The sequence below is a fragment of the Sphaerisporangium rufum genome (assembly GCF_016863395.1).
Lineage (GTDB): Bacteria > Actinomycetota > Actinomycetes > Streptosporangiales > Streptosporangiaceae > Sphaerisporangium > Sphaerisporangium rufum.
The window spans coordinates 46774-68959 of sequence record NZ_BOOU01000046.1 but is presented as its reverse complement, the minus strand read 5'-3'; the positions used below and the strand labels follow the sequence as shown (position 1 = coordinate 68959).

Genomic DNA, 22186 nt, shown 5'->3' with positions numbered 1-22186 from the left:
ATCGCCCGTTCTTCGGATGCCCTTCGTACATGCTCCTCGCCGTCATCTTCGGTTCGCTCGGCCCCTGTGCCGGGCGTACGCCGGACGTGGTCCTGGTCGCTGGGTCACGAACCTCGCTCACAGCTCCACCGTACCTTCATCGACCAACAGGGCGGCAGACCGTGCCGAGCATGTTCGCTGGTGACGTAACGCGGTAATCACCCCGAATGTTCCCCCACTTCACCCTCCAGCACACCTCTGAGGAGCACTAAACCCTCTCTTACGGTGCTTTTTCGGATCTGTTCCCTAGATCCGGTCAGTACAACGTCTCGGGGCCACACCTCGCCGCCCGGGCCGCACACCGCCAGGTGCACCGTGCCCACCGGCCGGCCGTCCTGCGGATCGGGACCCGCGACCCCGGTGACCGCCAGCCCGTAGGTGGCGCCGGTCAGCCCCCGCACGCCTGCGGCCATCGCCGCCGCGACCTGGGGATGCACCGCTCCCTCCCGGGCGAGCAGGTCGGCCGGCACCGCGAGCAGCCGTGCCTTCAGCTCGGTCGCGTAGGCGATCACCCCACCCCGGAACGCGGCCGAGGCACCGCTCGGGGTGGTCAGCGCCGCGCCGATCAGCCCGCCGGTGAGCGACTCGGCGACCGCCACCGTGGCCCGCCGGCGGACCAGCAGGGCGAGCACGGCCGCGGCCACCTCCGCGCTCATCCGCCGCCGGCCTCGCGGGCCACCCGCCGCAGCCGGATCGCCCGCACCACGTAGTCGAGGCCGGTGCCGACGGTGACCGCCACCGCCACGCCCATGACCACCCACCGCACCACGTCGGGCACGCCGGGCAGGATGTAGAGCGAGATGGCGACGATCTGCAGCACGGTCTTGACCTTCCCGCCGTAGCTCGCCGGGATGATGCCGTGGCGCATCACCGCGAACCTCAGCGCGGTGATGCCCAGCTCGCGCCCGAGCACCAGCCCGGTGATCCACCAGGGCAGCTCGGCGAGCGCGGACAGCACGATCATGCCCGCGCCGATCAGCGCCTTGTCCGCGATCGGGTCGGCGATCTTGCCGAAGTCGGTGACCAGCCCGTACCGCCGGGCCAGCCAGCCGTCGAGCTGGTCGGTCAGCGAGGCGAGCAGGAAGACGGCGAGCGCCGCCGCGCGCCAGCGCATGCCGGGAAGGAGCATGCACACCACGAAGAGCGGGACGACCACCAGCCGGAGCACGGTCAGCACGTTGGCGATGTTCCACGGGCTCACCCGCCCCACCACCGACGCGGCGATGGGCTCGGCACCGGCCTCCGGCTGGTTGGTCATGGCCCGGCCTTGATGCGCGCGATCAGGTCGACGCCCTCGGCGTCGACGACGGTGGCCCGCACGATCTGGCCGGGGACCAGGCCGATGCCCTGGACGGTCACCGAGCCGTCCACCTCCGGCCCCTGGTGGGCCGCCCGGCCCTCGTAACCGCCGTCGCCGAGGTCCTCCTCCACCAGCACCTCGATCTCGGTGCCGATGCGCTCCTCGGCGCGCTGGGCGGTGAGCTCCTCGGCCAGGTCGCTCAGCGCGGCCACCCGTTCGGCGACCACGTCGGCGTCGAGCTTGCCCGCGAACCCGGCCGCCTCGGTGCCCTCCTCGTCGGAGTAGCCGAACACGCCAATCACGTCCAGCCGCGCCTCGGTGAGGAAGCCGGTCAGCTCGGCGAACTCGGCCTCGCTCTCGCCGGGGAACCCGGCGATGAAGTTGGAGCGCACCCCGGCCTCCGGCGCCCGCTCACGGATGGCGCCGAGCAGGTCGAGGAAGCGCCGCGGGTCGCCGAACCGGCGCATCCGGCGCAGCACCGGGCCGCTGGCATGCTGGAAGGAGATGTCGAAGTACGGTGCCACCCCCTCGGTGCCGGCGATGACGTCGATCAACCCCGGACGCAGCTCGGCGGGCTGCAGGTAGCTGACCCGCACCCGTTCGATGCCGTCGGTGGCGGCCAGCGCGGGCAGCAGCCGCTCCAGCGCGCGCAGATCGCCGAGGTCCTTGCCATAGGAGGTGCTGTTCTCGCTGACCAGCACCAGCTCCTTGACGCCCTCCCCGGCCAGCCAGGCCGCCTCGGCCAGCAGCTCGTCGGGATGGCGGGAGACGTAAGAGCCACGGAAGGCGGGGATCGCGCAGAACGTGCAGCGCCGGTCGCAGCCAGAGGCCAGCTTCAGCGCGGCCACCGGGCCACCGGAGAGCCGCTTGCGCAGCGTGCGGGGCCCGCTCGGCGGCGCGACGCCGTCGGGCAGCTGGGCGTGGCCGGGGATGTGCACCCGGCCGGCCCCGGCGGAGCGCTCCACCGGACTGATCGGCAGCAGGACGCGGCGGTCGCGCGGGACGTGCGGCGCCGGCGCCCGGCCGGCCACCACGTCGTCCAGCCGGGTGCCGATGTCGGCGTAGTCGTCGAAGGAGATGACCGCGGCGGCCTCGGGGAGCGCGTCGGCGAGCTCCTTGCCGTACCGCTCGGCCATGCAGCCGGCCGCGATCACCTTGGCCCCGGAGTCGGCCGCGGCGAGCAGCGTGTCGATCGAGTCCTTCTTCGCCGAGTCGATGAAGCCGCAGGTGTTGACGACGACCACATCGGGGTCGTCGTCGTCCAGCCGCCAGCCGGCGGCCTCCAGACGCGCGGCGAGCTCCTCGGAGTCGACCTCGTTGCGCGCGCAGCCCAATGTGATCAGCGATGCGGTTCGGCGGGAAGACATGATGGCTCTACGGTATCGGGAGTTGCCCCCCGCCCGGCGCACTCCCCCCGTACTTCCTCATCCGGGCGGGTGCGAGGCCGCCAGGTCACCGCCCGCCCGCGCGGTCATCGGGCGCCGGACGCCTCCGGCCGGAACGAGCGGCGGACGAGCTCCCCGGACCGGCCGGGCGGGCCGATGTGCCGGCCGTTCACCTCCAGGTCGACCCCGCCGGCGTTGCCGAAGGTGACCTTCATCAGCTTGCGCGCCTTCCAGGTCGCGGCGCCACCGGCCGGCAGCACGCCGCGGAAGATGCGCTTGCCCTTGGCGTCGGTGACGTCCAGCCAGGTGCGCCGCTTGGCCGTCACCCGCAGCGTGACCAGGTCGCCGGCCGGCCTGGCCGCCTTCGGGTGCGTGGAGACCCCGACCGAGGGCGAGGACTTCGGCGGGACCCGCCGCGGGTCGGGACCGGTGGCGACCGGGTCGCCGGAGCCGCTCATCACCCGGGTCACCCCGAAGACCGCCACCAGGGCCAGCGCGATGGCCATCGCGGTGGACCAGTTGGGACTGCGCCGGTCGCGCAGCTTGATCGTGTGCTCGGCCTGGAAGACCGCGGCCGCGCGCACCGGCCGGGCCGGCCCACCGTGCTCCTCGTCGAACTGGTGCGCGACCGCCTGCGGATCGAGCCCGAGCGTCTTGGCGATGTTGCGGACGTGCCCTCTGGCGTAGAAATCGCCGCCGCAGAGCGAGAAGTCGTCCCGCTCGATGGCGTAGATCACCGTCTCCCGGATCCGGGTACGGCCGCTCAGCTGGGCGACCGACATGCCCGCCGCCTGCCGTGCCGCGGCCAGCGTCCCCCCGATGCTCATACGTGTCCCCCTCGCCGTGGCCCTGACCACGCACCCGGACGAAGCGTAGTCATTCACATTCAACCAGTAACCGAGGGGGACGGTCGCGGAGGGGTCACCCTCCCCGCAAGTCGGCGAGCAGTGCGGGCAGATCGTCCGGCTTGACGAGCACCTCGCGGGCCTTGGAACCCTCGCTCGGGCCGACGACGTCGCGGCTCTCCAGCAGGTCCATCAGCCGGCCGGCCTTGGCGAAGCCGACGCGCAGCTTGCGCTGCAGCATCGAGGTGGAGCCGAACTGGGTGGTGACGATCAGCTCGGCCGCCTGCACCAGCAGGTCGAGGTCGTCGCCGATGTCCTCGTCGATCTCGCGTTTGGCGGTGGCCGCGGCGGCCACGTCCTCGCGGTACTCGGCCTGCATCTGGGTCTTGCAGTGCGCGACGACCTCGGCGATCTCCTTCTCCGAGACGAACGCGTTCTGCAGCCGCATCGGCTTGCTGGCGCCCATCGGCAGGAACAGCGCGTCGCCCTGGCCGACCAGCTTCTCGGCGCCCGGCTGGTCGAGGATGACCCGCGAGTCGGCGAGCGAGGAGGTGGCGAACGCCAGCCGGGACGGCACGTTCGCCTTGATCAGGCCGGTCACCACGTCGACGCTCGGCCGCTGGGTGGCGATCACCAGGTGGATGCCGGCCGCCCGGGCGAGCTGGGTGATCCGCACGATCGAGTCCTCGACGTCACGCGGCGCGACCATCATCAGGTCGGCGAGCTCGTCGACGATCACCAGCAGGTAGGGGTAGGGCTGGTAGACCCGCTCGCTGCCCGGCGGGGGCACCAGCTTGCCGGCGCGTACCGCCTTGTTGAACTCGTCGACGTGCCGGAAGCCGCTGGCCGCCAGGTCGTCGTAGCGGCGGTCCATCTCGCCGACCACCCACTCGAGGGCCTCGGCGGCCTTCTTGGGGTTGGTGATGATCGGGGTGATCAGATGCGGGATGCCCTCGTAGACCGACAGTTCCACCCGCTTGGGGTCGACCAGCACCATGCGCACGTCGTCCGGCGTGGCCCGCATGAGCACCGAGGAGATCAGCCCGTTGACGCAGACCGACTTGCCCGCGCCGGTCGCGCCCGCGATGAGCAGGTGGGGCATCTTGGCGAGGTTGGCCACTATGGTGCGGCCCTCGACGTCCTTGCCGAGGCCGACGATCATCGGGTGGTGGTCGGCCTGGGCGACCTGGGAGCGCAGCACGTCGCCGAGGCTGACCAGGTCCTTGTCGGTGTTGGGGATCTCGACGCCGATCGCCGACTTGCCGGGGATCGGGGACAGGATGCGCACGTCGGCGGACTTGACGGCGTAGGCGATGTTCTTGGTGAGCGCGGTGACCTTCTCCACCTTCACCGCCGGGCCCAGCTCGATCTCGTACCGGGTGACGGTCGGCCCGCGGGTGAAGCCGATCACCTGCGCGTCGATGCCGAACTGTTCCAGCACGCTGGTCAGCGCGTTCACCACGACGGTGTTCGCCTTGGTCTGCGGCTTGGGCGGGCTGCCCGACCGCAGGACCTGCAGGTCCGGCAGGGCGTACGGCCCGGCCTGCGACGACAGGACGAGCTGCTCGACCCGGCGCGGCGGCGGGGAGGGTTCCGGCGGCGGGGCCGCGGCGCGCGGCGGCAGCGGCAGCTCGGGCTCGGTCGGCTCCTCGACCAGCCCGGGCACGATCTCCGGCGCGTGCTCGGTGGACCGGCCGTCCTCGGCGACCACCGGCGTGTCGTAGGGCTTGACGTGCTCGCCGCCCTCGCCGCCGGCGAGCGGCTCGTCCGGCTTGGACCGCCCGGCGGAGCCGCGCCCCCGGCCGCGCCGGGCCGGCCGGGCGGCCTCGTCCGGCGGAGCGGCGCCCTGGCCGCTCGGGTGGAAGAGCATGTGCTGGATCTCGGCGAGGCGCTCGGGCACCCGGTGCACCGGGGTGGCGGTGATCACCAGCAGGCCGAACCCGGACAGCAGCAGGAGCAGCGGAACGGTGATGAACGCGGGCAGGACGCTGGCCGGCGGCGCCGACACGATGAACCCGATCATGCCGCCCGCCGCGGACACCTTGTCCATGCCGTCGGTGGCGGCCGGCCCGGAGGGGTACGGCGTGGCGTGCGCGACGTGGATCACGCCGAGCAGCCCGGCGAGCAGCGCGGTCCAGCCGATCATCATGCGCGCGGTGTCGGCGTTCTGGTCCGGGTGGCGCAGCAGGCGCCAGGCGACCAGCGCGAGCAGCAGCGGCACCGACCAGGCCAGCGAGCCCAGGGCACCGCGCAGCACGGCGTCCACCACGGTCGCGGCGGTGCCGCGGGCCGGACGCCAGGTCATCGCGGCCAGCACGATGGCCGCCGCGAGCACCGCCAGGCCGAGTCCGTCGCGGCGGTGCGCCGGGTCGAGCTCGCGCGCCTGCCGGCCGAAGGCCCGGGCGGCGGTGCCGATGCCGTTGGCGAACAGCAGCCACACGCCGACGAAGAGCTTGCCGATCGCCAGGAAGACCCAGCTGATCGGGTCCGGCGGCGCGCTCGCCGACCGGCGGGCGGCGGGGCGGCCGGCCGGCCTGGTGCCCCTGCCCCGGGTGGCGGCCGGCCGCTTGGCCGGAGGGCGGCGCGCCGGGGCGGGCCGCTTCGCCGATCCCTTCTGGGCGCCTTTCGACGTACGGGTGGCCATGATGCCCAGGCTACGTAAGAGGCCGGCCGGCACCAGGGAGGCGCGCCGGGGCGGGGCGGCCGGAATATCACGATACGGCGGCCGACCGGCCGGTCCGTGACATCGATCCCCGTTCCGTGTATTGACATGACGTTCCATGTACTGGAATCTCCTCCCAACGGAAACGTGGGAAGGAGGGCCGATGTCCGCACTGGACTGGTCCGTGCTCGCGATCTACTTCGCGCTCATGGTCGTCATCGGGGTGTGGTCGAAGAACCGGATCCGCACCGTGATCGACTACTTCACCGCCGGCGGCCGCATCCCCTGGTGGCTGTCGGGGATCTCGCACCACATGTCGGGCTACAGCGCGGTCATGTTCGTCGCGTTCGCCGCCGTGGCCTACGACTACGGCCTCACCGTGTACGTCTGGTGGGCCATGACGATCGGCATCGGCGTCGGCGTCGGCGCCTTCCTGTTCGCCGCCCGGTGGAACCGCCTGCGGGCCAAGCATGGCGTGGTGTCGCCGCTGGAGTACCTGACCCGGCGCTACAACCTGCCCACCCAGCAGGTGATGGCCTACAGCGGCGCCCTGCTCAAGGTGGTCGACATCGCCGCCAAGTGGGTGGCCATCTCGGTACTGCTCAAGGGCTTCGCCGGCGTCCCCATCCAGTACGGCATCGCCGTCACCGGCGCGGTGACGATCGTCTACGTGACCGTCGGCGGGCTGTGGGCGGACGTGCTCACCGACTTCGGGCAGTTCGTGATCCAGTTCGTGGCGGGCATCGTGATGTTCGTCGCGGTCCTCGCCCACCTCGGCGGGGTCTCGGCGCTGTGGACCATGTGGGACCGGCTGCCCGCCGGGCACGGCGACCCGCTGAGCGGCCCGTACACCGGCACCTACTTCTTCGCGTTCCTGCTGATCAAGACGTTCGAGTACAACGGCGGCATGTGGAACCTGGCCCAGCGTTACATGGGCGCCCCCTCCGGCAGCCAGGCCAGGCGGGCGGCGCTGCTGTCCAGCGGCCTGTGGCTGCTGTGGCCGCTGGTGCTGTTCATCCCGATGTTCGCCGCTCCGCTGATCGTGCCCGGCCTCACCGACTCCGACCAGTCCTACGTGCACCTGGCGCAGGCGCTGCTGCCCACCGGCATGATCGGCCTGGTACTGGCCGGCTTCTTCTCGCACACCATGGCCATGGTCTCCTCGGACGCCAACGTGATCTCCGCGGTGATCACCCGGGACATCCTGCCGGTCTTCTGGCGCCGGGTCCGGACGCTGGACGCCGCCGGCGCGCTGCGGCTCGCCCGGATCACCACGTTCCTGTTCGTCGCCATCAGCATGACGATCGCCATCTCGACCCAGGGCCAGGGGGTGGTGCTGAAGATCGTCGTGGACGTGGTGGCCGCCACGATGGGCCCGATCTCGATCCCGCTGATGCTGGGCCTGCTCCCCTGGTTCAAGCGCAGCGGGCCGCTGGCGGCGATCACCTCCTGGGCGGCCGGTCTCGGCGTGTGGGCGGTGGTGAAGTGGGGGCTGACCAAGCCCGACCAGACGCTCGTGGTCGCGGCGCCGCTGGTCACCTCGCTGATCCTCTACGTGGTCATCGGGCTGCTCCGGCCGGAGAACCGCCCGGACCGGGACGCCCTGGTCGACTCGCTCGACAGCGACGGCACCGGCGAGGACCGCGCGACCGCGCTGGCCTGAGGAACGCGTCCCGGCGCCCGCGCCACCGGTCCGCCGCCTCCCCCGCGGGCCCGGGCACCTTGCCCGTGCCCGCGGGGCGGGTCTCAGCCCTTGTCGGACTCCAGGGTGCCGCCGTTGGCCACGTCCGACTTCTCGATCTCGGTGAACACGATGCGCACCGACTCGCGGCGGGCCTTGAGAATGTCGATGGCCGCCTCGGTGACCGCCGCCACGAACTCCCGGCGCTGGTCCATGGTGCGACCGGAGAGCAGTTCGACGCTGATGTTCGGCATGGGGTCCTCCACAGTGGTGTCTTGTTGCGTCACATAGAATCAAATCCCATTACATGAAACAACCGGGAGTGCTCCGTGGATGTGATCGTGATCGGCGAGCCGCTGGTCGAGTTCTCGGCCCCTGCCCCGCTGACCGACGCGGACACCTTCCGGCTCTCGTTCTCCGGAGACGCGCTGAACGCCGCGGTGGCGGCGGCGGCCACCGGAGCGCACGTGGCCCTGGTGACCCGGGTGGGTGACGACGAGTTCGGCGAGCGGCTCATCCGGTTCGCCGCCGCGCACGGCGTGGACACCCGGTGGATGCGGCCCGGCCCCGGCTCTACCGGCGCCTACGCGGTGGGCGCCGACCCCGGCGGGGAGCGCGCCTTCGCCTACATGCGCGCCGGCAGCGCCGCGTCCCGGATGGGCCCCGCCGACGTCGCCGCCGCGCCGCTGGGCGAGGCCCGGGTGCTGCTGGTCAGCGGGGTCACCGCGGCGCTGTCCCCCTCGTGCGCGCACGCCGTCCGGCACGCCGCCGAGATCGTCGCCGCGGCGGGCGGCGCGGTGGTCTACGACCCCAATTTCCGCGGCCGGCTCACCACGCCCGGCCAGGCCGCCGCCGCGCTGGCCGCCGTGGCCCCGCACGCCACGCTGGTCACCCCGTCCTGCCCGGGCGACAGCCTGCCGCTGCTCGGCACCGCCGATGCGGCCGCCACCGCCCGCGCCGCGCTGCGCCTGGGCGCGCGGGCGGTCGCCGTCACCCAAGGCGCCGCGGGCGTGCTGCTCGCCTCGGGCGACGCGCCGCCGGAGGCCATCCCGGCCGTCCCGGCACCCGTCGTGGTGGACCAGACCGGGGCCGGCGACGCCTTCGCCGGCACGGTGGCCGCCCGGCTGGCCACCGGGGCGCCGCTGCGCGCCGCCGTCCGGGCGGGCATGGCCGCCGCCGCGGTCAGCCTGGCCGGCCAGGGCGGCACCGGCCGGATCGCCACCCCCCACGAGATCGACGGCCTGCTCTAGCCCGCCGCCGCTCACGGGACGTTCGGGCGTGATGGCCCGTCAGGAGGTGGGGGCGGGGGTGGGGGCGCCGAGGGCCTGGGAGACCTCGCGCGCGGCGGCGACCACCACCGGGGCCAGGTTCTCCAGCTCATCGGGGCGCAGGTCCATCGCCAGCGAGGAGATGGAGATCCCGCCCAGCACCTGGCCGGTGTGGTCGAACACGGCGGCGCCGACACAGCGCACGCCCGGCTCGTTCTCCTCGTCGTCCATGGCGAAACCGGCCGCGCGCACCATGCCGAGGTGGTCCAGCAGGTCGCTGACCTCGGTGAGGGTGCGGGCGGTGTGCCGGGGCAGCCCGGTGCGCCCGGCGATCGACCGCACCTCCCGGTCGTCGAGCTGGGCGAGGATGGCCTTGCCGATGGCGGTGCTGTGCAGGCGCAGGCTCATGCCGATCCGGGACGGCATCTGGTACGGCCGGCGACCCTCCAGCTTGTCGACGTAGACCGCCTCGTCGCCGCTGCGGATGCCGAAGTGGGTGGTGTACCCGGTCCGCTCGTGCAGCGCGCGCAGCGCGGCCGAGGCCTGCCGGGCCGGGTCGAACCGGCTCATGACCTTGCCGGCCAGGGTGAGGATGCGCGGGCCGGGCTCGTAGCCGCCGGCGCCGTCCGCGCGGGCGAACCCCCAGTCGACCAGCGACTGCAGGATGCGGTGGACCGTGGACTTGGAGACGCCGGTCGCCGCGGCGATGTCGGTCACGCGATGGTGCTCGGCGATCGCCTCGAGCACCGCCAGCGCCTTGTCGATGGAGCTGCCTTCCCTCACCACGCCCCGAGCCTACTCATCGCCGGGCCGCCCGGTGCCGGACCCCTGCCGCGCGCCGGGCACCGATGCGACCGCCGGGCCGGGACGGCGGCGGGCTCACCGGGCGAGCCAGCCCCCGTCCACCGCCAGCACGTGGCCGTTCACGTAGTCGGCCGCCGGCGAGGCCAGGAAGACGGCGGCTCCGGCGATGTCCTCCGGCGTGCCCCAGCGGCCGGCCGGGATCCGGGCCCGGATCGCCGGCTCGCGGGCCGGGTCGGCGCGCAGCGGTGCGGTGTTGGCGGTCGCGACGTATCCGGGGGCGATGGCGTTGACCTGGACGCCGCCGGCCGCCCACTCGCAGGCCAGGCTCCGGGTGAGCCCGGCGACCGCGTGCTTGGCCGCGGTGTACCCGGCCACGTTGACGCCGCCCTGGAAGGACAGCATCGACGCGATCATGATGATCTTCCCCGAGCCGCGCTCCAGCATGGCCCGCCCGGCGGCCTGGCTGAGCAGGAAGGCCGCGTCCAGGTTCACGTCCAGGACGGCCCGCCAGTCGGCGTAGGAGTGCTCGGCGGCCGGCGCGCGGCGGATGATGCCGGCGTTGTTCACCAGCACGTCGATCCGCTGCTCGGCCAGCAGGGCCGCCGCGGCCTCCGGCAGCGCGGCCACGTCGGACAGGTCGTGCGCCCACCGCCGGACCTTGCGGCCGGCACCCAGGACCTCGGCCGCCACCTCGTCCAGGTCGTCCTCGCGCCCGTGCAGCACCAGGTCGGCGCCGGCCCGGGCCAGCCCGACGGCGATCGCCCGGCCGATCCCGGTCCGGGCGCCGGTGACCAGCGCCGTCCGTCCCACCAGCGAGAACATCAGCGCATCTCGCCGATCGCGACCTGCTCCACGTCGTCGTACGCCTGGTTCTCGCCGCCCATGGCCCAGACGAAGGCGTAGGCGGCGGTGCCGAACCCGCAGTGCACCGACCAGGGCGGCGAGATCACGGCCTGGCGGTCGGCGACGATGATGTTGCGCGTCTCGTCCGGCCGGCCCATCAGGTGGACCACCCGGTGGCCGGCGGGCAGGCCGAAGTAGAAGTAGGCCTCGGTGCGCCGCTCGTGGGTGTGGCACGGCATGGTGTTCCACATGCTGCCCGGCTCCAGCACGGTCACCCCGAGCACGAGCTGGCAGCTGCGGATGCCCGCGGCATGGATGAACTTGTAGATCGTCCGGTCGTTGGAGCCCTCCTGGGAGCCCAGCCGCACCGGTTCGGCGTCGGCGAGACCGACGCGCACCGTCGGATGCTCGGTGTGCGCGGGGGTGGAGACGAGGTAGAAGTCGCCGCCGAGAAAGGACACCTCCCGGGCGCCGCGGCCCACGTACAGGCACTCCCGGGCGCCGAGCTCGTGCTTGGTGCCGTCCACCGTGACGGTGCCGCTCGCCTCGCCCACGTTGACCACGCCGAGCTCGCGGCGCTGCAGGAAGTGCTCGGCCCGCAACTCGGCCGGGCAGGGCAGCTCGACCGGCGCGTCACCGGCCGCCACCCCGCCGATCACCATCCGGTCCTCGTGGGAGTACAGCAGGCGGGCCTGCCCCGGAGCGAACAGCTCCTCGGCCAGGAACCGGCGCCGCAGCGCCTCGGTGGTCATGCCGGGGACCTGGTCGGGCGCCGTCGCGTATCGTGTCTCCACCCGGTAACTCCGTTCCATTACATGAAATGTAAGACTGCTATATCGAACAACCGCGGAGCGTGCATGGTCAAGCCGGTGGCCTTCGGCACCGGTCGGCCGGATCAGTAGGTGCGGCGGACCCCGCGGGCGGCGACCTCGATGCGGTCACGCGCCTCCAGCAGGCAGGCCGCGATCTCCTTGTCCCGGCCGGCGGTCAGCCGCGGCACCGGGACCGAGACGCTCACCGCGTCGCGGGGCGGGTAGGCGATGTCCAGGGCGACGCCGAAACAGCGCAGGCCCTCGGTGTTCTCCTCGCGGTCGATCGAGTAGCCGCGCTTGCGGATGCGGCGCAGGTCGGCGACCAGCTGTCCCTGGTCGACGATGGTGTTCTTGGTGAGCCGGGGCAGCTCGGCGGGCAGCATCCGCATCACCTCGGCGTCATCGCGGGTGGCGAGGACGGCCTTGCCGAGCGAGGTGGTGCTGGCCGGCAGCCGGCGGCCCACCCGGGTGAACGGCCGCAGGTAGTGGCGCGAGGCGCGGGTGGCGAGATAGACCATGTCGAAATGGTCCAGCCGCGCCAGGTGCACGGTCTCGCCGGTGACCTCGGCGAGCCAGTCGAGCGCCTCGCGGGCGATCTGCACCACCGGGTCGCCGTCGATGTAGGTGGCGCCGACCAGCAACGCCCGCATGCCGATGCGGTACAGGGTGCCGGTGACGTCGGTCTCGATCCAGCCGAGGTCGACCAGCGTGCGCAGCAGGGCGTGCAGGCTGCTCTTGGGATAGCCCAGCTTGCCCTGCAGGTCGGACAGGCTGTGCAGCCCGGGGTACTGCGCGAAGAAGTCGAGCAGCTCCACGGTGCGCACGGCGGACTTGACGTGCGGCATCGCGGTCACGGCCTGCTGCTGCTCCGTCATTTCCGTCCTCCCTGCCGCGCGTCAATGATGATTATCCCCGCTCATGACTCGACGACGCGCCCGCCGAGCCAGGCGTACTCCGGATCGTCATGGTCCAGCTCGGGCATTTCCCCGGCGTACGCCTCGGCGTCGTCCCGCGGCTCGTAGCCCAGGGCCCGCCCGGCCGCCAGGTCCAGCCACCCCCGGGTGTTGGCCGACACGCCCCACACCTCGGCGTAGGTCAGGTCCGGCGCGGTGAGGCAGGCGTGCACGAGCCGCACCATGTCGCCCGGGCTGATCCAGGTGGACAGTGCCCGGGCGTTCGGCGGTCGCCGCCCGAAGCTGCCGATGCGCAGCGCCGCCACGCCCATGCCGTAACGGGCGGAGTAGTAGCGGCCGAGCGCCTCGCCGTAGGCCTTGGAGACGCCGTAGTGCGAGTCGGGCGCGACCGGCACGTCGGCGGGGGCGAGCTCTTGGCGCGGGGTGAACCCGGCCGCGTGGTTGCTGCTGGCGTACACCACCCGGCCCACCCCGGCCCGGCGGGCGGCCTCGAAGACCCGGTAGGTGCCCTCGATGTTGGCGGTCAGCGTCTCCTCGAACGTGGCCGAGGTGGACGGGGTGCCGGCCAGGTGGACGACCGCGCCGACGCCCTTCATGGCCTGGTCCAGCAGTTCGGTGTCGTGGATGTCGCCCCGCAGCGTCTCGTGGCCGGCGGCCTCGACCGGCCGGGCGTCCAGCAGCCGCAGCGCGTGGCCGTGCCCGGGCAGGCCGTCGACGAGGCAGGTACCGACGCGGCCGGCGGCGCCGGTCACCAGAACGATGTTCACCATGAGGCCACCGTACGGGCGCGGAGGTACTCCTCGTCAAAGTCGTCGCCCAGCCCGGGGCCGGCCGGCAGCGTGACGTTCCCCTCCTCGTCGATGGGGTCGACGATGGAGCGCAGGTGCGGCGGCGGCGAGTCGTAGTCGGAGTGCGGATGCAGCAGGCCGCGCTCGTACCACTCCCCGCACAGCGTCGCGCCGATCACCGCCAGCGCGCCCGAGCCGTTGCCGTGGATCTCGCAGCCCATGCCGAACGACTCGGCGGTGTGCACCGCCTTCAGCGCCGGGATGACGCCACCGGAACCGACCACGCCCACCCGCAGGATGTCGCAGGCGCCGGCCGCGATCCACTCCGCCCGCGCCATGTGCTTGCCCCAGGAGGTCTCCGGGCCGAGGATCGGCGTGGCGAGCTGGTCGGCCAGCCACTTGTACGACTGGACCGACGCCTCCTCCATCGGTTCCTCGTACCAGGCGAAACCAAGCTCGTCCAGGGCCCGGCCCAGCCGCAGCGCCTCGGTCCGGCTGTACCAGTGGTTGCTGTCCAGCATCAGGGCGACGTCCGGCCCGACCGCCTCGCGCACCGCGGCGCAGGCCTTGATGTCCAGCTCCACGCCGTGCGGCATCGGCGGCATCCAGGTGTGCAGCTTGATCCCCCGGTAGCCGCGGGCGACCAGCTCCTTGGCGAAGTCCGCGTAGTCGGCGAAGGTCGCCAGCCCGCCGGGGATGTCGTCGCCGCACATCGTGCTGGCGTACGCCTTGATCTTCGAGCGCGCCCCGCCGAGGAGCTTCCACACCGGCAGGCCCAGCCGGTGGCCGGCCAGGTCCCACAGCGCCTGATCGACGCAGCTCAGCAGCCGGTCGGTGAGGTGGCCGTGCGCGCCACGCTGCCGCCGGGCCAGGCCGTGCCACAACCGCTCGCGCTCCAGCGGGTCCTGCCCGACGAGGACCGGGCGGACATGCGCCTGGATCATGCTCTCCCGCAGCGTCTCCGGCGGGCCGGAGGAGCGGCCGGTCACCCCGTCGCTGTCGGTGATCTCCAGCAGCGCCTCGCGTACCTCGCGGGGCGGTCCGGGGTGCCGGTGCCCGTGGCCGTCCACCACCGAACGGGTGACGGTCGTGAACACCGTGACGGCGACGCGCTCGATGACGGCCATGCCGCTCCTTTCCTGCCTGGGCGAGAGGGTTGGTGCCCGGGACCGGCGCCCGCGTCAGGTGACGGGCGCCGGCCCCGGGGGGCCTGGTGCGGGCGGTCTAGGAGTGGGCCTTCTTCCACTCCTCCTGCGCCTCGGTGAGCTTCTGGGCCATGGTGTCCAGGAACTCCTGCGGCTTCATCTGGCCGAGCAGCACCTTCTGGAACAGCGGCTCGGTGTCGGCCTTGGTGATCGAGGAGAACTGCGGCAGGTAGTACGGCGGCGACACCACGACCGTGTCGGGGGAACCGAGCGTCTCCACGGCGCTCTTCAGGTACGGCCGCTCGGCCAGCCAGGAGTCACCCTGGGCGTCGGTGTTCGCGGGGATCTGCCCGGTCTGCTGGTTCCAGTAGCTGTTGCTCTCCTTGGACAGCAGGAAGTCCACGAACTTCCAGGCGGCGTCCTTGTTCTTGCTGTTCTTGAACACCGCGAAGCCGTCCACCGGGTTGGCGACGACGGTGCGCTTGCCCGACAGGCCCACCGGCAGCGGGAAGGCGTCCACCTTGTCGGCGCCGAAGGCCTTGACGTGGTCGTTGTAGGACCCGAGGTTGTGGTGCATCATCGCGACCTTGCCGCTGGTGAACTGGGCCACCATCTTCGGGAAGTCGTTGGTGACGTCCGCCTCGGGGGTGTTCTTCTTGTACAGCGCGGCGATCTTGGCGACCAGCTCGACGTTCTTCGGGTCGTTCACCGTGCTCTTGCCGGAGGCGTCGAAGAAGGTGTTCACCCCCGAGTAGGCGTAGGCCTCGGCCAGCAGCTGGAAGATCGCGCCCGCGCCGCCGCGGATGGTCCAGCCGTACTGGTCGGGCGTCTTGGTGAGCTTGTCCACCGCGGTGAAGAACTCGTCCCAGCTCTTGGGCGCCGTCACCTTGGCCGCGTCCAGCTTGTCCTTCTGGTACCACACGACGTCGAGGTTGGAGGTCGCCGGCACCAGGTAGAGCTTGCCGTCCGGGGTGGTCTGCTTCACCGAGGCGAGCATGTTCTCCACCAGCTTCCCGTTGAGGGAGCTCTTGGCCAGCCAGTCGTCGGCGGGCTCCAGTGCGCCCTGCCCGGTCAGGTTGGCCAGGTAGCTGGTGGTGACGCCGCCCACGTCGGGCGTCTCGCCGCCGGCCACCGCGGTGTCGTACTTCTGCTGCACCGAGGCGATGGGGATGCCGACGTACTCGACGTGGATGGTGGGGTTGGCCTGCTCGAAACGCTTGATCAGCTCCTGGTAGATCGGCGTGCGCACGCCGCCGTTGTTGTCCCAGAACGTGATCGTCGTCTTGCCGCCGGCCGCCTGCCCCTCCCCGGAGCCGGAGTCGTCGCCGCAGGCGGTCGCGGCCAGCGACATGGCGAGGACGGCGGCGGCCGCGGTACAGGCCCTGCTGATGGATCTCATGTCGGTATGCCTCCAGGCGGGGGTGCTATCCCTTCACCGCGCCGGCACTGATGCCGTGCACGAGATAGCGCTGAATCACTGCGAACACGCATACGACGGGCACGGCCGCTACCACGCCGCCCGCCGCCAGGGCCCCGAAGTCGGCGCTGTACTCCCCGATGGTGTAGCTGAGGCCGACGGGGATGGTGAAGTTGTCCTGCTTGCTGATGAACATCAGGGCGAACAGGAAGTTGTTCCAGGTGTGAATGAAGGCGAACGACCCGACGGCGATCAGCCCGGGGCGCAGCTGGGGCAGCACCACCGCGAAGAAGGCCCGCCGCCGCGTGCAGCCGTCCACCATCGCCGCCTCCTCCACCTGGAAGGGGACGGCGGCCACGAATCCGCTCATCAGGATGATCGACAGCGGCAGGTTGAACACCGTGTCCGCGACGACCAGGCTCCACAGGGAGTTGATGAGCCCGAGCCCCCGGAAGATGGTGAACAGGGGGATCAGCATCATGGCGCCCGGGATGAACTGGGTGCACAGCAGGGCGACCATGAAGAACGTGCGCCCCCGGAAGCGGAACCGCGCGAGCGCGTACCCGCCCATCAGGGCGATGGCGGTGGTGAGGAACAGCGACAGCACTCCGATGATCACGCTGTTGCGGAAGAACACCGCGTATCCGATGTCGTTCCACACCGTCTCGAAGTGCTCGAAGGTGATCGGCCACGGCACCGGAGCGGTGGAGCCCGCCGGCCGGAGCGCGAACACGATCATCCAGTAGAACGGGATGAGCGTGAAGAGCAGGTAGAGGGCCAGGGGAAGGTAGAGCCGGACGATCCGGCCCCGGTCTCCGCCGCGCATGCCGCCCCGGGCGGCGCGGGCCCGCGCGGGCACCCGGCGGCGGGCGATGACGTCGGTTGCCATGGAAGCGTTCCTCATCCCTTGTGATCCGCGCCGAACCGGCTCAGCCGGAGGTAGAGGAGCGAGCAGAACAGCAGGATGAGGAATCCCGCCGTCGTGAGCGCCGACCCGTACCCGAAGTCCTTGGAGTCGATCGCGCGCTGCGCGACGTACAGCGGCAGCGTGGTCGTCACCTGGGCCGGCCCGCCACCGGTGAGCGTGTAGAGCAGGTCCACGTTGTTGAACTCCCACACCGAGCGCAGCAGCGTGGCCAGCACGATCGCGTCCCGCAGGTGCGGCAACGTGACGTGCGCGAACCGGCGGACGCGGCCCGCGCCGTCCACCGCGGCCGCCTCGTACAGCTCCCCGGGAATCCCCTGCAGCCCGGCCAGCAGCAGGATCGCGAAGAACGGCACCCCGCGCCACAGCTCGGTGAGGACGACCGCGCCGAAGACGGTGTCGGGGTTGCCGAGCACGGCCGCCTCCGGCGCGCCGAGATAGCGCACGATCCCGGTCGTCGGGTTGTAGAGCAGGATCCAGATGCCGGTGGTGAGCACCCCGGAGACCGCCCACGGGGAGAAGACCAGCGACCTGGCCAGGCCGCGGCCGATGAAACTTTCATTGACGATGAGCGCCAGCGCCAGCCCGAGCAGCAGCTGCAGGCCGATCTCGACGACCACCCATTTGGCGGTGAAGGCCAGGCTGGACCAGAACAGCGGGTCCTCGAAGAGCATCTCCCGGAAGTTCTCCAGCCCCGCGAAGCCGTTGGCCCACGGCTTGGTCAGGTTGTAGTGCTGGAGGCTGTAGTAGAGAACGCTTCCGATCGGGTACACGAGGAACACCGCGATCAGCAGGACCGTCGGTGAGATCAGTAGATAAGGCGCCCAGCGCAGGGCGCGGGGGCCGCCCCTCGCGCCGGTCGTCCTGGCCAAGGCCACCTGGTCACTCCGTTCGGTCTCGTGACACATTTCTGAACCACGTTCACAATTGTGGACGCGCCGTCAACGTAGGAACCAGGCCCGGGGCCTGTCAACCCTTCGGCATGTAACACAAGGATTTCGAGCCGCCGGAACCCCCGGTCCGCGCCGGTCCCTTGACTGGCGGGGGCCGCCGGCCATACGTTCGGTGTGTTCATATACATGAATGTAATCCTTGAATGTGTACGCGAGAGAGGACCGCATGACTGCGCTGGTGGATCGGCTCGACGGGCTGCTCTTCTTCCCCGTTACACCGTGCGACGACCGGGAGCGGCTCAACCTCGACGCGTTCCGCGCGCACGTCCGATCCGGGGTGGCCGCGGGATGCGGCGCGGTGTTCGCCTGCTGCGGGACCGGCGAGTTCCCGTCCCTGGATCTCGACGACTACGCCGCCTGCGTGGCGGTCGCCGTGGAGGAGGCCGCCGGCCGGGTCCCGGTGGTGGCCGGTACCGGATACGGGCTGGCGATGGCCACCCGCTTCGCGCGCGCCGCCGAGGCGGCCGGCGCCGACGGCCTGCTCGCGCTGCCGCCCTACCTCCTCCAGCCTGACCAGGACGGCCTGCGCCGGCACTACGAGGCGGTCGCCGACGCCTCCCGGTTGCCGATCATCCTCTACCAGCGGGACAACGCGATCTTCGAGCCGGACACCGTGGCCGCGCTGGCCGCCCACCCGCGGATCGTCGGGTTCAAGGACGGGTACGGCGACCTGGACCTGCTGCAGCGCACCATCAGCGCGGTGCGCGCCGCCTCCCGGGAGATCCTCTACTTCAACGGGCTGCCGACCGCCGAGATGTCCGCGCTCGCCTACCGCGGCCTCGGCATCACCCGCTACTCCTCGGCCGTCTTCTGCTTCCTGCCCGCGGTGGCGCTGGCCTTCCACCGCGCGCTCGTCGGCGGGGACGACGCGACCGTGAACCGGCTGATCGACGGGTTCTACCGGCCCCTGGTGGAGCTGCGCCGCCAGGGCGCCGGTTACGCCGTCTCGCTGGTCAAGGCCGGCGTGCGGCTGCGCGGGCTGGACGCCGGCCCGGCGCGCGCCCCGCTGGGCGAACCCGCGCCCGAGCACGTCAAGCGGCTGTCGGAGCTGATCGAACACGGCCGGCACCTGGTGGAGGACTTCTGACGGTCCCGCCCGCCCCCGTCCACCCCCGCGGGCGCCGGACTCACCGGCGGCGCCCGTCCGGCCCGGCGCGGCCCGCCCGCGCCCGCACCCCCCGGAGGCTCCGGTCGCGGAGTCCTCCCCTATCCAGGAGGTATCCCGCCTTGCGCAGAACGGCCATTCTCGCCGCCGCCTGTACGGCGGCGCTCGTCACCATACCCGCGGCACCCGGCACCGCGGCCGCCGCGCACGGCGTGCCGCTCGGCCGGCAGACCCTGCCGGCCGGCGACGGCTGGGGGGCCGCGACCACCGGCACCACCGGCGGCGCCGCGGCCGACGACGCCCACGTCTTCACCGTCCGCAACCGCAAGGAACTGGTCGCCGCCCTGAACAAGGGTGACGCCACTCCGAAGATCATCTACGTCAAGGGTGTCGTCGACGGGAACACCGACGACGCGGGCGACGAGCTGGCCTGCGAGGACTACGCCACCGGCGGGTACACCCTGGCTGGCTACCTGGCCGCCTACGACCCGGTGGTCTGGGGGCGCGACACCGAGCCGTCCGGCCCGCTGGAGGACGCCCGGGCGGCCTCGGCGGCCCGGCAGACCGCGCAGATCAAGCTCAAGGTCGGCGCCAACACCACCATCGCGGGTGTCGGCCACGCGGTGATCAAAGGCCTGAACCTGCACGTCGACAAGGTCGACAACGTCATCATCCGCAACATCCACTTCCAGGACGCCCACGACTGCTTCCCGCAGTGGGACCCCACCGACGGGGCCGAGGGCAACTGGAACTCGCTGTACGACAACATCTCGGTCACCGGGTCGACGCACTTCTGGGCCGACCACAACACCTTCGACGACGGGGACAACCCCGACTCGGCCCAGCCGCTGTACTTCGGCCGGCCCTACCAGGTGCACGACGGCGAGCTGGACATCACCAGCGGCTCGGACCTGGCGACGGTGTCGTGGAACCGGTTCGCCGACCACGACAAGACGATGCTGATCGGCTCGACCAACAACCCGGCCACCGACTCCGGCAAGCTCAACGTGACCGTGCACCACAACGTGTTCGACACCATCCTGCAGCGGGCGCCGCGGGTCCGGTTCGGCCAGGTGCACGTGTACAACAACTACTACGACGTGCCGGCCGGCGACGGCTACGAGTACAGCTTCGGCGCCGGCGTCCAGTCGAAGATCTACGCGGAGAACAACTTCTTCCGGCTCGGCACCGGCGTCGACCCCGGCGAGATCATCTATAACTGGGGCGGCACCGCGATCCACGTCACCGGCACCCTGGTGCGCACCGGCGGCCGCGTCCGCCCGGTGGACGTCCTCGCCGCGCACAACGCCACCCACGACCCCGACCTCGGCTCCGACGTCGGCTGGACCCCCACCCTGGTCCGCAGGGTCGATCCGGCCGTCGTGGTGCCGGTGACGGTGCCGCTGTGGGCCGGCGCGGGCCGGCTGCGCTGACCACGACCACCGGCCACCCCCCGACCGACGGTCGCGGGCCCTGATCGCGCCGCCGCGCCGGATGACTCCGGCGCGGCGGCGTCCGCCGTCTCAGACCTCCACGATCACCGGGATGATCATGGGACGGCGGCGGTAGGTGTCGTTCACCCAGCGCCCGACGATGCGCCTGGTCAGCCGGCGCATCTGCTGCACGTCGGCCACCCCGTCCGCACCGGCCTCCTGCAGGGCCTTCTCGATCTGGGGGATCACCCCGTCGAACGCCTCGATCTCGATGCCCGACCCGCGCGCGTAGATCTCCGGGCCGCCGGTCACCTTGCCGGTCGTCGAGTCGACCACCACCACGACCGAGACGAAGCCCTCGTCGCCGAGAATGCGACGGTCCTTCAACGCGACGTCGGTGACCGCGCCCACCGAGGAGCCGTCGACGTAGACGTAGCCGCACGGGACCGCGCCGGTGATCCGGGCCCGGCCGTCGACCAGGTCGACCACCACGCCGTCCTCGGCGATGACGATGTGATCCTCCGGCACTCCGGTCAGCGCCGCCAGCTTGGCGTGCGCCCTCATGTGCCGCCACTCGCCGTGCACCGGCATGAAGTTGGACGGCTTGGTGAGGTTGAGCACGTACAGCAGCTCGCCGGCCGCGGCGTGCCCGGAGACGTGCACGGTGGCGTTGCCCTTGTGGATCACCCGGGCGCCCCAGCGGGTCAGCCCGTTGATCACCTTGTTCACCGCGGTCTCGTTCCCCGGGACCAGCGAGGACGCCAGCAGGACGGTGTCGCCCTCGGCCACCCGGATCGGGTGGTCACGGTTCGCCATCCGCGACAGCGCGGCCATCGGCTCACCCTGCGACCCGGTGCAGATCAGCACCACGTCCTCCGGCGGCCACTCCTCGATCTCCCGGGAGTCGACCAGCAGGCCGGGCGGCACCTTCAGGTACCCGAGCTCGCGCGCCACCGTCATGTTGCGGACCATGGAGCGCCCGATCAGCGCCACCTTGCGGCCGGCCGCCTCGGCGGAGTCGAGCACCTGCTGGACCCGGTGCACGTGCGAGGCGAAACACGCCACGATGATCCGCTTGGACGCCGACCGGAACACCTCGTCGATGACCGGGCTGATGGTGCGCTCGCTCGGTACGAAGCCGGGCACCTCGGAGTTGGTCGAGTCCGACATCAGCAGGTCGACGCCCTCGGCGCCGAGCCGGGCGAACCCGCCGAGGTCGGTGAGCCGGCCGTCCAGCGGCAGCTGGTCCATCTTGAAGTCGCCGGTGTGCAGCACGATGCCGGCGGGCGTGCGGACCGCCACCGCCAGGGCGTCGGGGATCGAGTGGTTGACCGCGAAGAACTCGCACTCGAACGGCCCGAAACGCCGGCGGCCGCCCTCCTCGACCTCGACCTTCACCGGCTGGATGCGGTGCTCGGTGAGCTTGCTCTCGATCAGTCCGAGGGTGAGCCTGGAACCCACCACCGGGATGTCGCGGCGCTCGCGCAGCAGGTAGGGCACCGCGCCGATGTGATCCTCGTGCGCGTGGGTCAGCACGACCGCCTCGATGTCGCCGAGCCGGTCCCTGATGTAGTCGAAGTCGGGCAGGATCAGGTCGACACCCGGCTGCTCGGGATCGGGGAACAGCACACCGCAGTCCACGATCAGCAGGCGCCCGTCGAACTCGAAGACCGCCATGTTGCGGCCGATCTCGCCGAGCCCGCCGAGCGCGACGATGCGCAGCCCGCCGTGCGGCAGCGCCGGCGGCGGTCCGAGCTCGGGATGCGGATGACTCATGCTCTCCCCCCGTATGTACCGGTGTGCGCCCTGCGCACGGCTCCCTCGCCGAGCCGTCCGGCGGGTCGCGACTCACATTCTTCGTATCTGG

General features: G+C 71.8%; 20 protein-coding genes. 4 read left to right on the top strand and 16 right to left on the bottom strand.

Annotated elements, in window-relative coordinates; genetic code table 11:
* Window positions 1-197: 197 nt before the first annotated feature.
* From Sru01_RS16205 to Sru01_RS16185, 5 genes are all read right to left on the bottom strand, one after another.
* A complete protein-coding gene (locus Sru01_RS16205; RefSeq protein WP_203985486.1) occupies window positions 198-695 on the bottom strand; it encodes a CinA family protein in 498 nt (165 codons plus the stop codon).
* Entirely contained in the window at window positions 692-1297 is a 606-nt protein-coding gene (gene pgsA, locus Sru01_RS16200; protein ID WP_203985484.1) for a CDP-diacylglycerol--glycerol-3-phosphate 3-phosphatidyltransferase, read from the bottom strand. The genes Sru01_RS16205 and pgsA overlap by 4 nt, the downstream gene beginning before the upstream one ends.
* Entirely contained in the window at window positions 1294-2706 is a 1413-nt protein-coding gene (gene rimO / locus Sru01_RS16195; RefSeq protein ID WP_203985482.1) for a 30S ribosomal protein S12 methylthiotransferase RimO, read from the bottom strand. Before rimO ends, pgsA begins: the two co-directional genes overlap by 4 nt.
* Window positions 2707-2810: 104 nt before the next feature.
* A complete protein-coding gene (locus Sru01_RS16190) occupies window positions 2811-3551 on the bottom strand; it encodes a helix-turn-helix domain-containing protein (protein ID WP_203985480.1) in 741 nt (246 codons plus the stop codon).
* Between the two features lie 94 nt (window positions 3552-3645).
* Window positions 3646-6213 (bottom strand): FtsK/SpoIIIE family DNA translocase, encoded by a 2568-nt coding sequence (locus Sru01_RS16185; RefSeq protein ID WP_203985453.1) that lies wholly within the window; start codon window positions 6211-6213, stop codon window positions 3646-3648.
* Window positions 6214-6394: 181 nt separating this feature from the next.
* On the opposite strand from Sru01_RS16185, the gene Sru01_RS16180 reads away from it, so the two are divergent.
* Complete coding sequence (locus Sru01_RS16180) at window positions 6395-7894, top strand: sodium:solute symporter family protein (RefSeq protein ID WP_203985442.1); 1500 nt, start codon at window positions 6395-6397, stop codon at window positions 7892-7894.
* 83 nt (window positions 7895-7977) lie between these two features.
* Here the strand turns inward: Sru01_RS16180 and Sru01_RS16175 are convergent, their stop codons facing one another.
* A complete protein-coding gene (locus Sru01_RS16175) occupies window positions 7978-8166 on the bottom strand; it encodes a tautomerase family protein (RefSeq protein WP_203985441.1) in 189 nt (62 codons plus the stop codon).
* Between the two features lie 75 nt (window positions 8167-8241).
* Between Sru01_RS16175 and Sru01_RS16170 the strand changes: the two genes are divergently transcribed.
* Window positions 8242-9162, top strand: a complete 921-nt coding sequence (locus Sru01_RS16170; RefSeq protein WP_203985440.1) for a sugar kinase — start codon at window positions 8242-8244, stop codon at window positions 9160-9162.
* Window positions 9163-9201: 39 nt separating this feature from the next.
* Here Sru01_RS16170 and Sru01_RS16165 read toward each other — a convergent pair whose 3' ends face one another.
* From Sru01_RS16165 to Sru01_RS16125, 9 genes are all read right to left on the bottom strand, one after another.
* On the bottom strand, window positions 9202-9966 hold the full coding sequence (locus tag Sru01_RS16165; protein WP_203985439.1) for an IclR family transcriptional regulator: 765 nt from the start codon (window positions 9964-9966) through the stop codon (window positions 9202-9204).
* A gap of 93 nt (window positions 9967-10059) precedes the next feature.
* On the bottom strand, window positions 10060-10806 hold the full coding sequence (locus tag Sru01_RS16160) for an SDR family oxidoreductase (RefSeq protein ID WP_203985438.1): 747 nt from the start codon (window positions 10804-10806) through the stop codon (window positions 10060-10062).
* Window positions 10806-11639: a 5-dehydro-4-deoxy-D-glucuronate isomerase gene (gene kduI / locus Sru01_RS16155; protein ID WP_203985437.1), complete on the bottom strand. Its 834-nt coding sequence runs from the start codon at window positions 11637-11639 to the stop codon at window positions 10806-10808. Before kduI ends, Sru01_RS16160 begins: the two co-directional genes overlap by 1 nt.
* Before the next feature lie 83 nt (window positions 11640-11722).
* Window positions 11723-12514 carry an IclR family transcriptional regulator gene (locus Sru01_RS16150; protein WP_239137478.1) on the bottom strand — a complete coding sequence of 264 codons (792 nt, stop codon included), beginning with the start codon at window positions 12512-12514 and terminating at the stop codon, window positions 11723-11725.
* A 41-nt stretch (window positions 12515-12555) separates the two neighbouring features.
* On the bottom strand, window positions 12556-13323 hold the full coding sequence (locus Sru01_RS16145; RefSeq protein ID WP_203985436.1) for an NAD-dependent epimerase/dehydratase family protein: 768 nt from the start codon (window positions 13321-13323) through the stop codon (window positions 12556-12558).
* On the bottom strand, window positions 13317-14468 hold the full coding sequence (locus Sru01_RS16140; protein WP_203985434.1) for an enolase C-terminal domain-like protein: 1152 nt from the start codon (window positions 14466-14468) through the stop codon (window positions 13317-13319). Before Sru01_RS16140 ends, Sru01_RS16145 begins: the two co-directional genes overlap by 7 nt.
* Window positions 14469-14565: 97 nt before the next feature.
* Window positions 14566-15885 carry an ABC transporter substrate-binding protein gene (locus Sru01_RS16135; protein WP_203985433.1) on the bottom strand — a complete coding sequence of 440 codons (1320 nt, stop codon included), beginning with the start codon at window positions 15883-15885 and terminating at the stop codon, window positions 14566-14568.
* 25 nt (window positions 15886-15910) lie between these two features.
* The gene (locus Sru01_RS16130; RefSeq protein WP_239137477.1) at window positions 15911-16792 is read right to left on the bottom strand and encodes a carbohydrate ABC transporter permease; all 882 of its coding nucleotides are present in this window, start codon (window positions 16790-16792) and stop codon (window positions 15911-15913) included.
* An 11-nt stretch (window positions 16793-16803) separates the two neighbouring features.
* Window positions 16804-17706, bottom strand: a complete 903-nt coding sequence (locus Sru01_RS16125; protein WP_239137476.1) for a carbohydrate ABC transporter permease — start codon at window positions 17704-17706, stop codon at window positions 16804-16806.
* 241 nt (window positions 17707-17947) lie between these two features.
* Here Sru01_RS16125 and Sru01_RS16120 point away from each other — a divergent pair, with 241 nt between their 5' ends.
* The gene (locus Sru01_RS16120) at window positions 17948-18868 is read left to right on the top strand and encodes a 5-dehydro-4-deoxyglucarate dehydratase (protein ID WP_203985429.1); all 921 of its coding nucleotides are present in this window, start codon (window positions 17948-17950) and stop codon (window positions 18866-18868) included.
* Window positions 18869-19008: 140 nt separating this feature from the next.
* Window positions 19009-20319 (top strand): pectate lyase family protein, encoded by a 1311-nt coding sequence (locus Sru01_RS16115; protein WP_203985427.1) that lies wholly within the window; start codon window positions 19009-19011, stop codon window positions 20317-20319.
* Window positions 20320-20409: 90 nt separating this feature from the next.
* On the opposite strand, the gene Sru01_RS16110 is transcribed toward Sru01_RS16115, so the two are convergent.
* On the bottom strand, window positions 20410-22095 hold the full coding sequence (locus Sru01_RS16110) for a ribonuclease J (RefSeq protein WP_203985426.1): 1686 nt from the start codon (window positions 22093-22095) through the stop codon (window positions 20410-20412).
* Between the last annotated feature and the right edge of the window lie 91 nt (window positions 22096-22186).

Bases quoted from the DNA above. Each gene is read 5' to 3' on its own strand.
- Sru01_RS16190 (WP_203985480.1), bottom strand. From the start codon at position 3,551: ATGAGCATCGGGGGGACGCTGGCCGCGGCACGGCAGGCGGCGGGCATG.
- Sru01_RS16185 (WP_203985453.1), bottom strand. From the start codon at position 6,213: ATGGCCACCCGTACGTCGAAAGGCGCCCAGAAGGGATCGGCGAAGCGG.
- Sru01_RS16135 (WP_203985433.1), bottom strand. From the start codon at position 15,885: ATGAGATCCATCAGCAGGGCCTGTACCGCGGCCGCCGCCGTCCTCGCC.
- Sru01_RS16140 (WP_203985434.1), bottom strand. From the start codon at position 14,468: ATGGCCGTCATCGAGCGCGTCGCCGTCACGGTGTTCACGACCGTCACC.
- Sru01_RS16110 (WP_203985426.1), bottom strand. From the start codon at position 22,095: ATGAGTCATCCGCATCCCGAGCTCGGACCGCCGCCGGCGCTGCCGCAC.
- rimO (WP_203985482.1), bottom strand. From the start codon at position 2,706: ATGTCTTCCCGCCGAACCGCATCGCTGATCACATTGGGCTGCGCGCGC.
- Sru01_RS16145 (WP_203985436.1), bottom strand. From the start codon at position 13,323: ATGGTGAACATCGTTCTGGTGACCGGCGCCGCCGGCCGCGTCGGTACC.
- Sru01_RS16120 (WP_203985429.1), top strand. From the start codon at position 17,948: ATGACTGCGCTGGTGGATCGGCTCGACGGGCTGCTCTTCTTCCCCGTT.
- Sru01_RS16205 (WP_203985486.1), bottom strand. From the start codon at position 695: ATGAGCGCGGAGGTGGCCGCGGCCGTGCTCGCCCTGCTGGTCCGCCGG.
- Sru01_RS16175 (WP_203985441.1), bottom strand. From the start codon at position 8,166: ATGCCGAACATCAGCGTCGAACTGCTCTCCGGTCGCACCATGGACCAG.
- Sru01_RS16180 (WP_203985442.1), top strand. From the start codon at position 6,395: ATGTCCGCACTGGACTGGTCCGTGCTCGCGATCTACTTCGCGCTCATG.
- kduI (WP_203985437.1), bottom strand. From the start codon at position 11,639: ATGGAACGGAGTTACCGGGTGGAGACACGATACGCGACGGCGCCCGAC.
- Sru01_RS16160 (WP_203985438.1), bottom strand. From the start codon at position 10,806: ATGTTCTCGCTGGTGGGACGGACGGCGCTGGTCACCGGCGCCCGGACC.
- Sru01_RS16150 (WP_239137478.1), bottom strand. From the start codon at position 12,514: ATGACGGAGCAGCAGCAGGCCGTGACCGCGATGCCGCACGTCAAGTCC.
- Sru01_RS16130 (WP_239137477.1), bottom strand. From the start codon at position 16,792: ATGGCAACCGACGTCATCGCCCGCCGCCGGGTGCCCGCGCGGGCCCGC.
- pgsA (WP_203985484.1), bottom strand. From the start codon at position 1,297: ATGACCAACCAGCCGGAGGCCGGTGCCGAGCCCATCGCCGCGTCGGTG.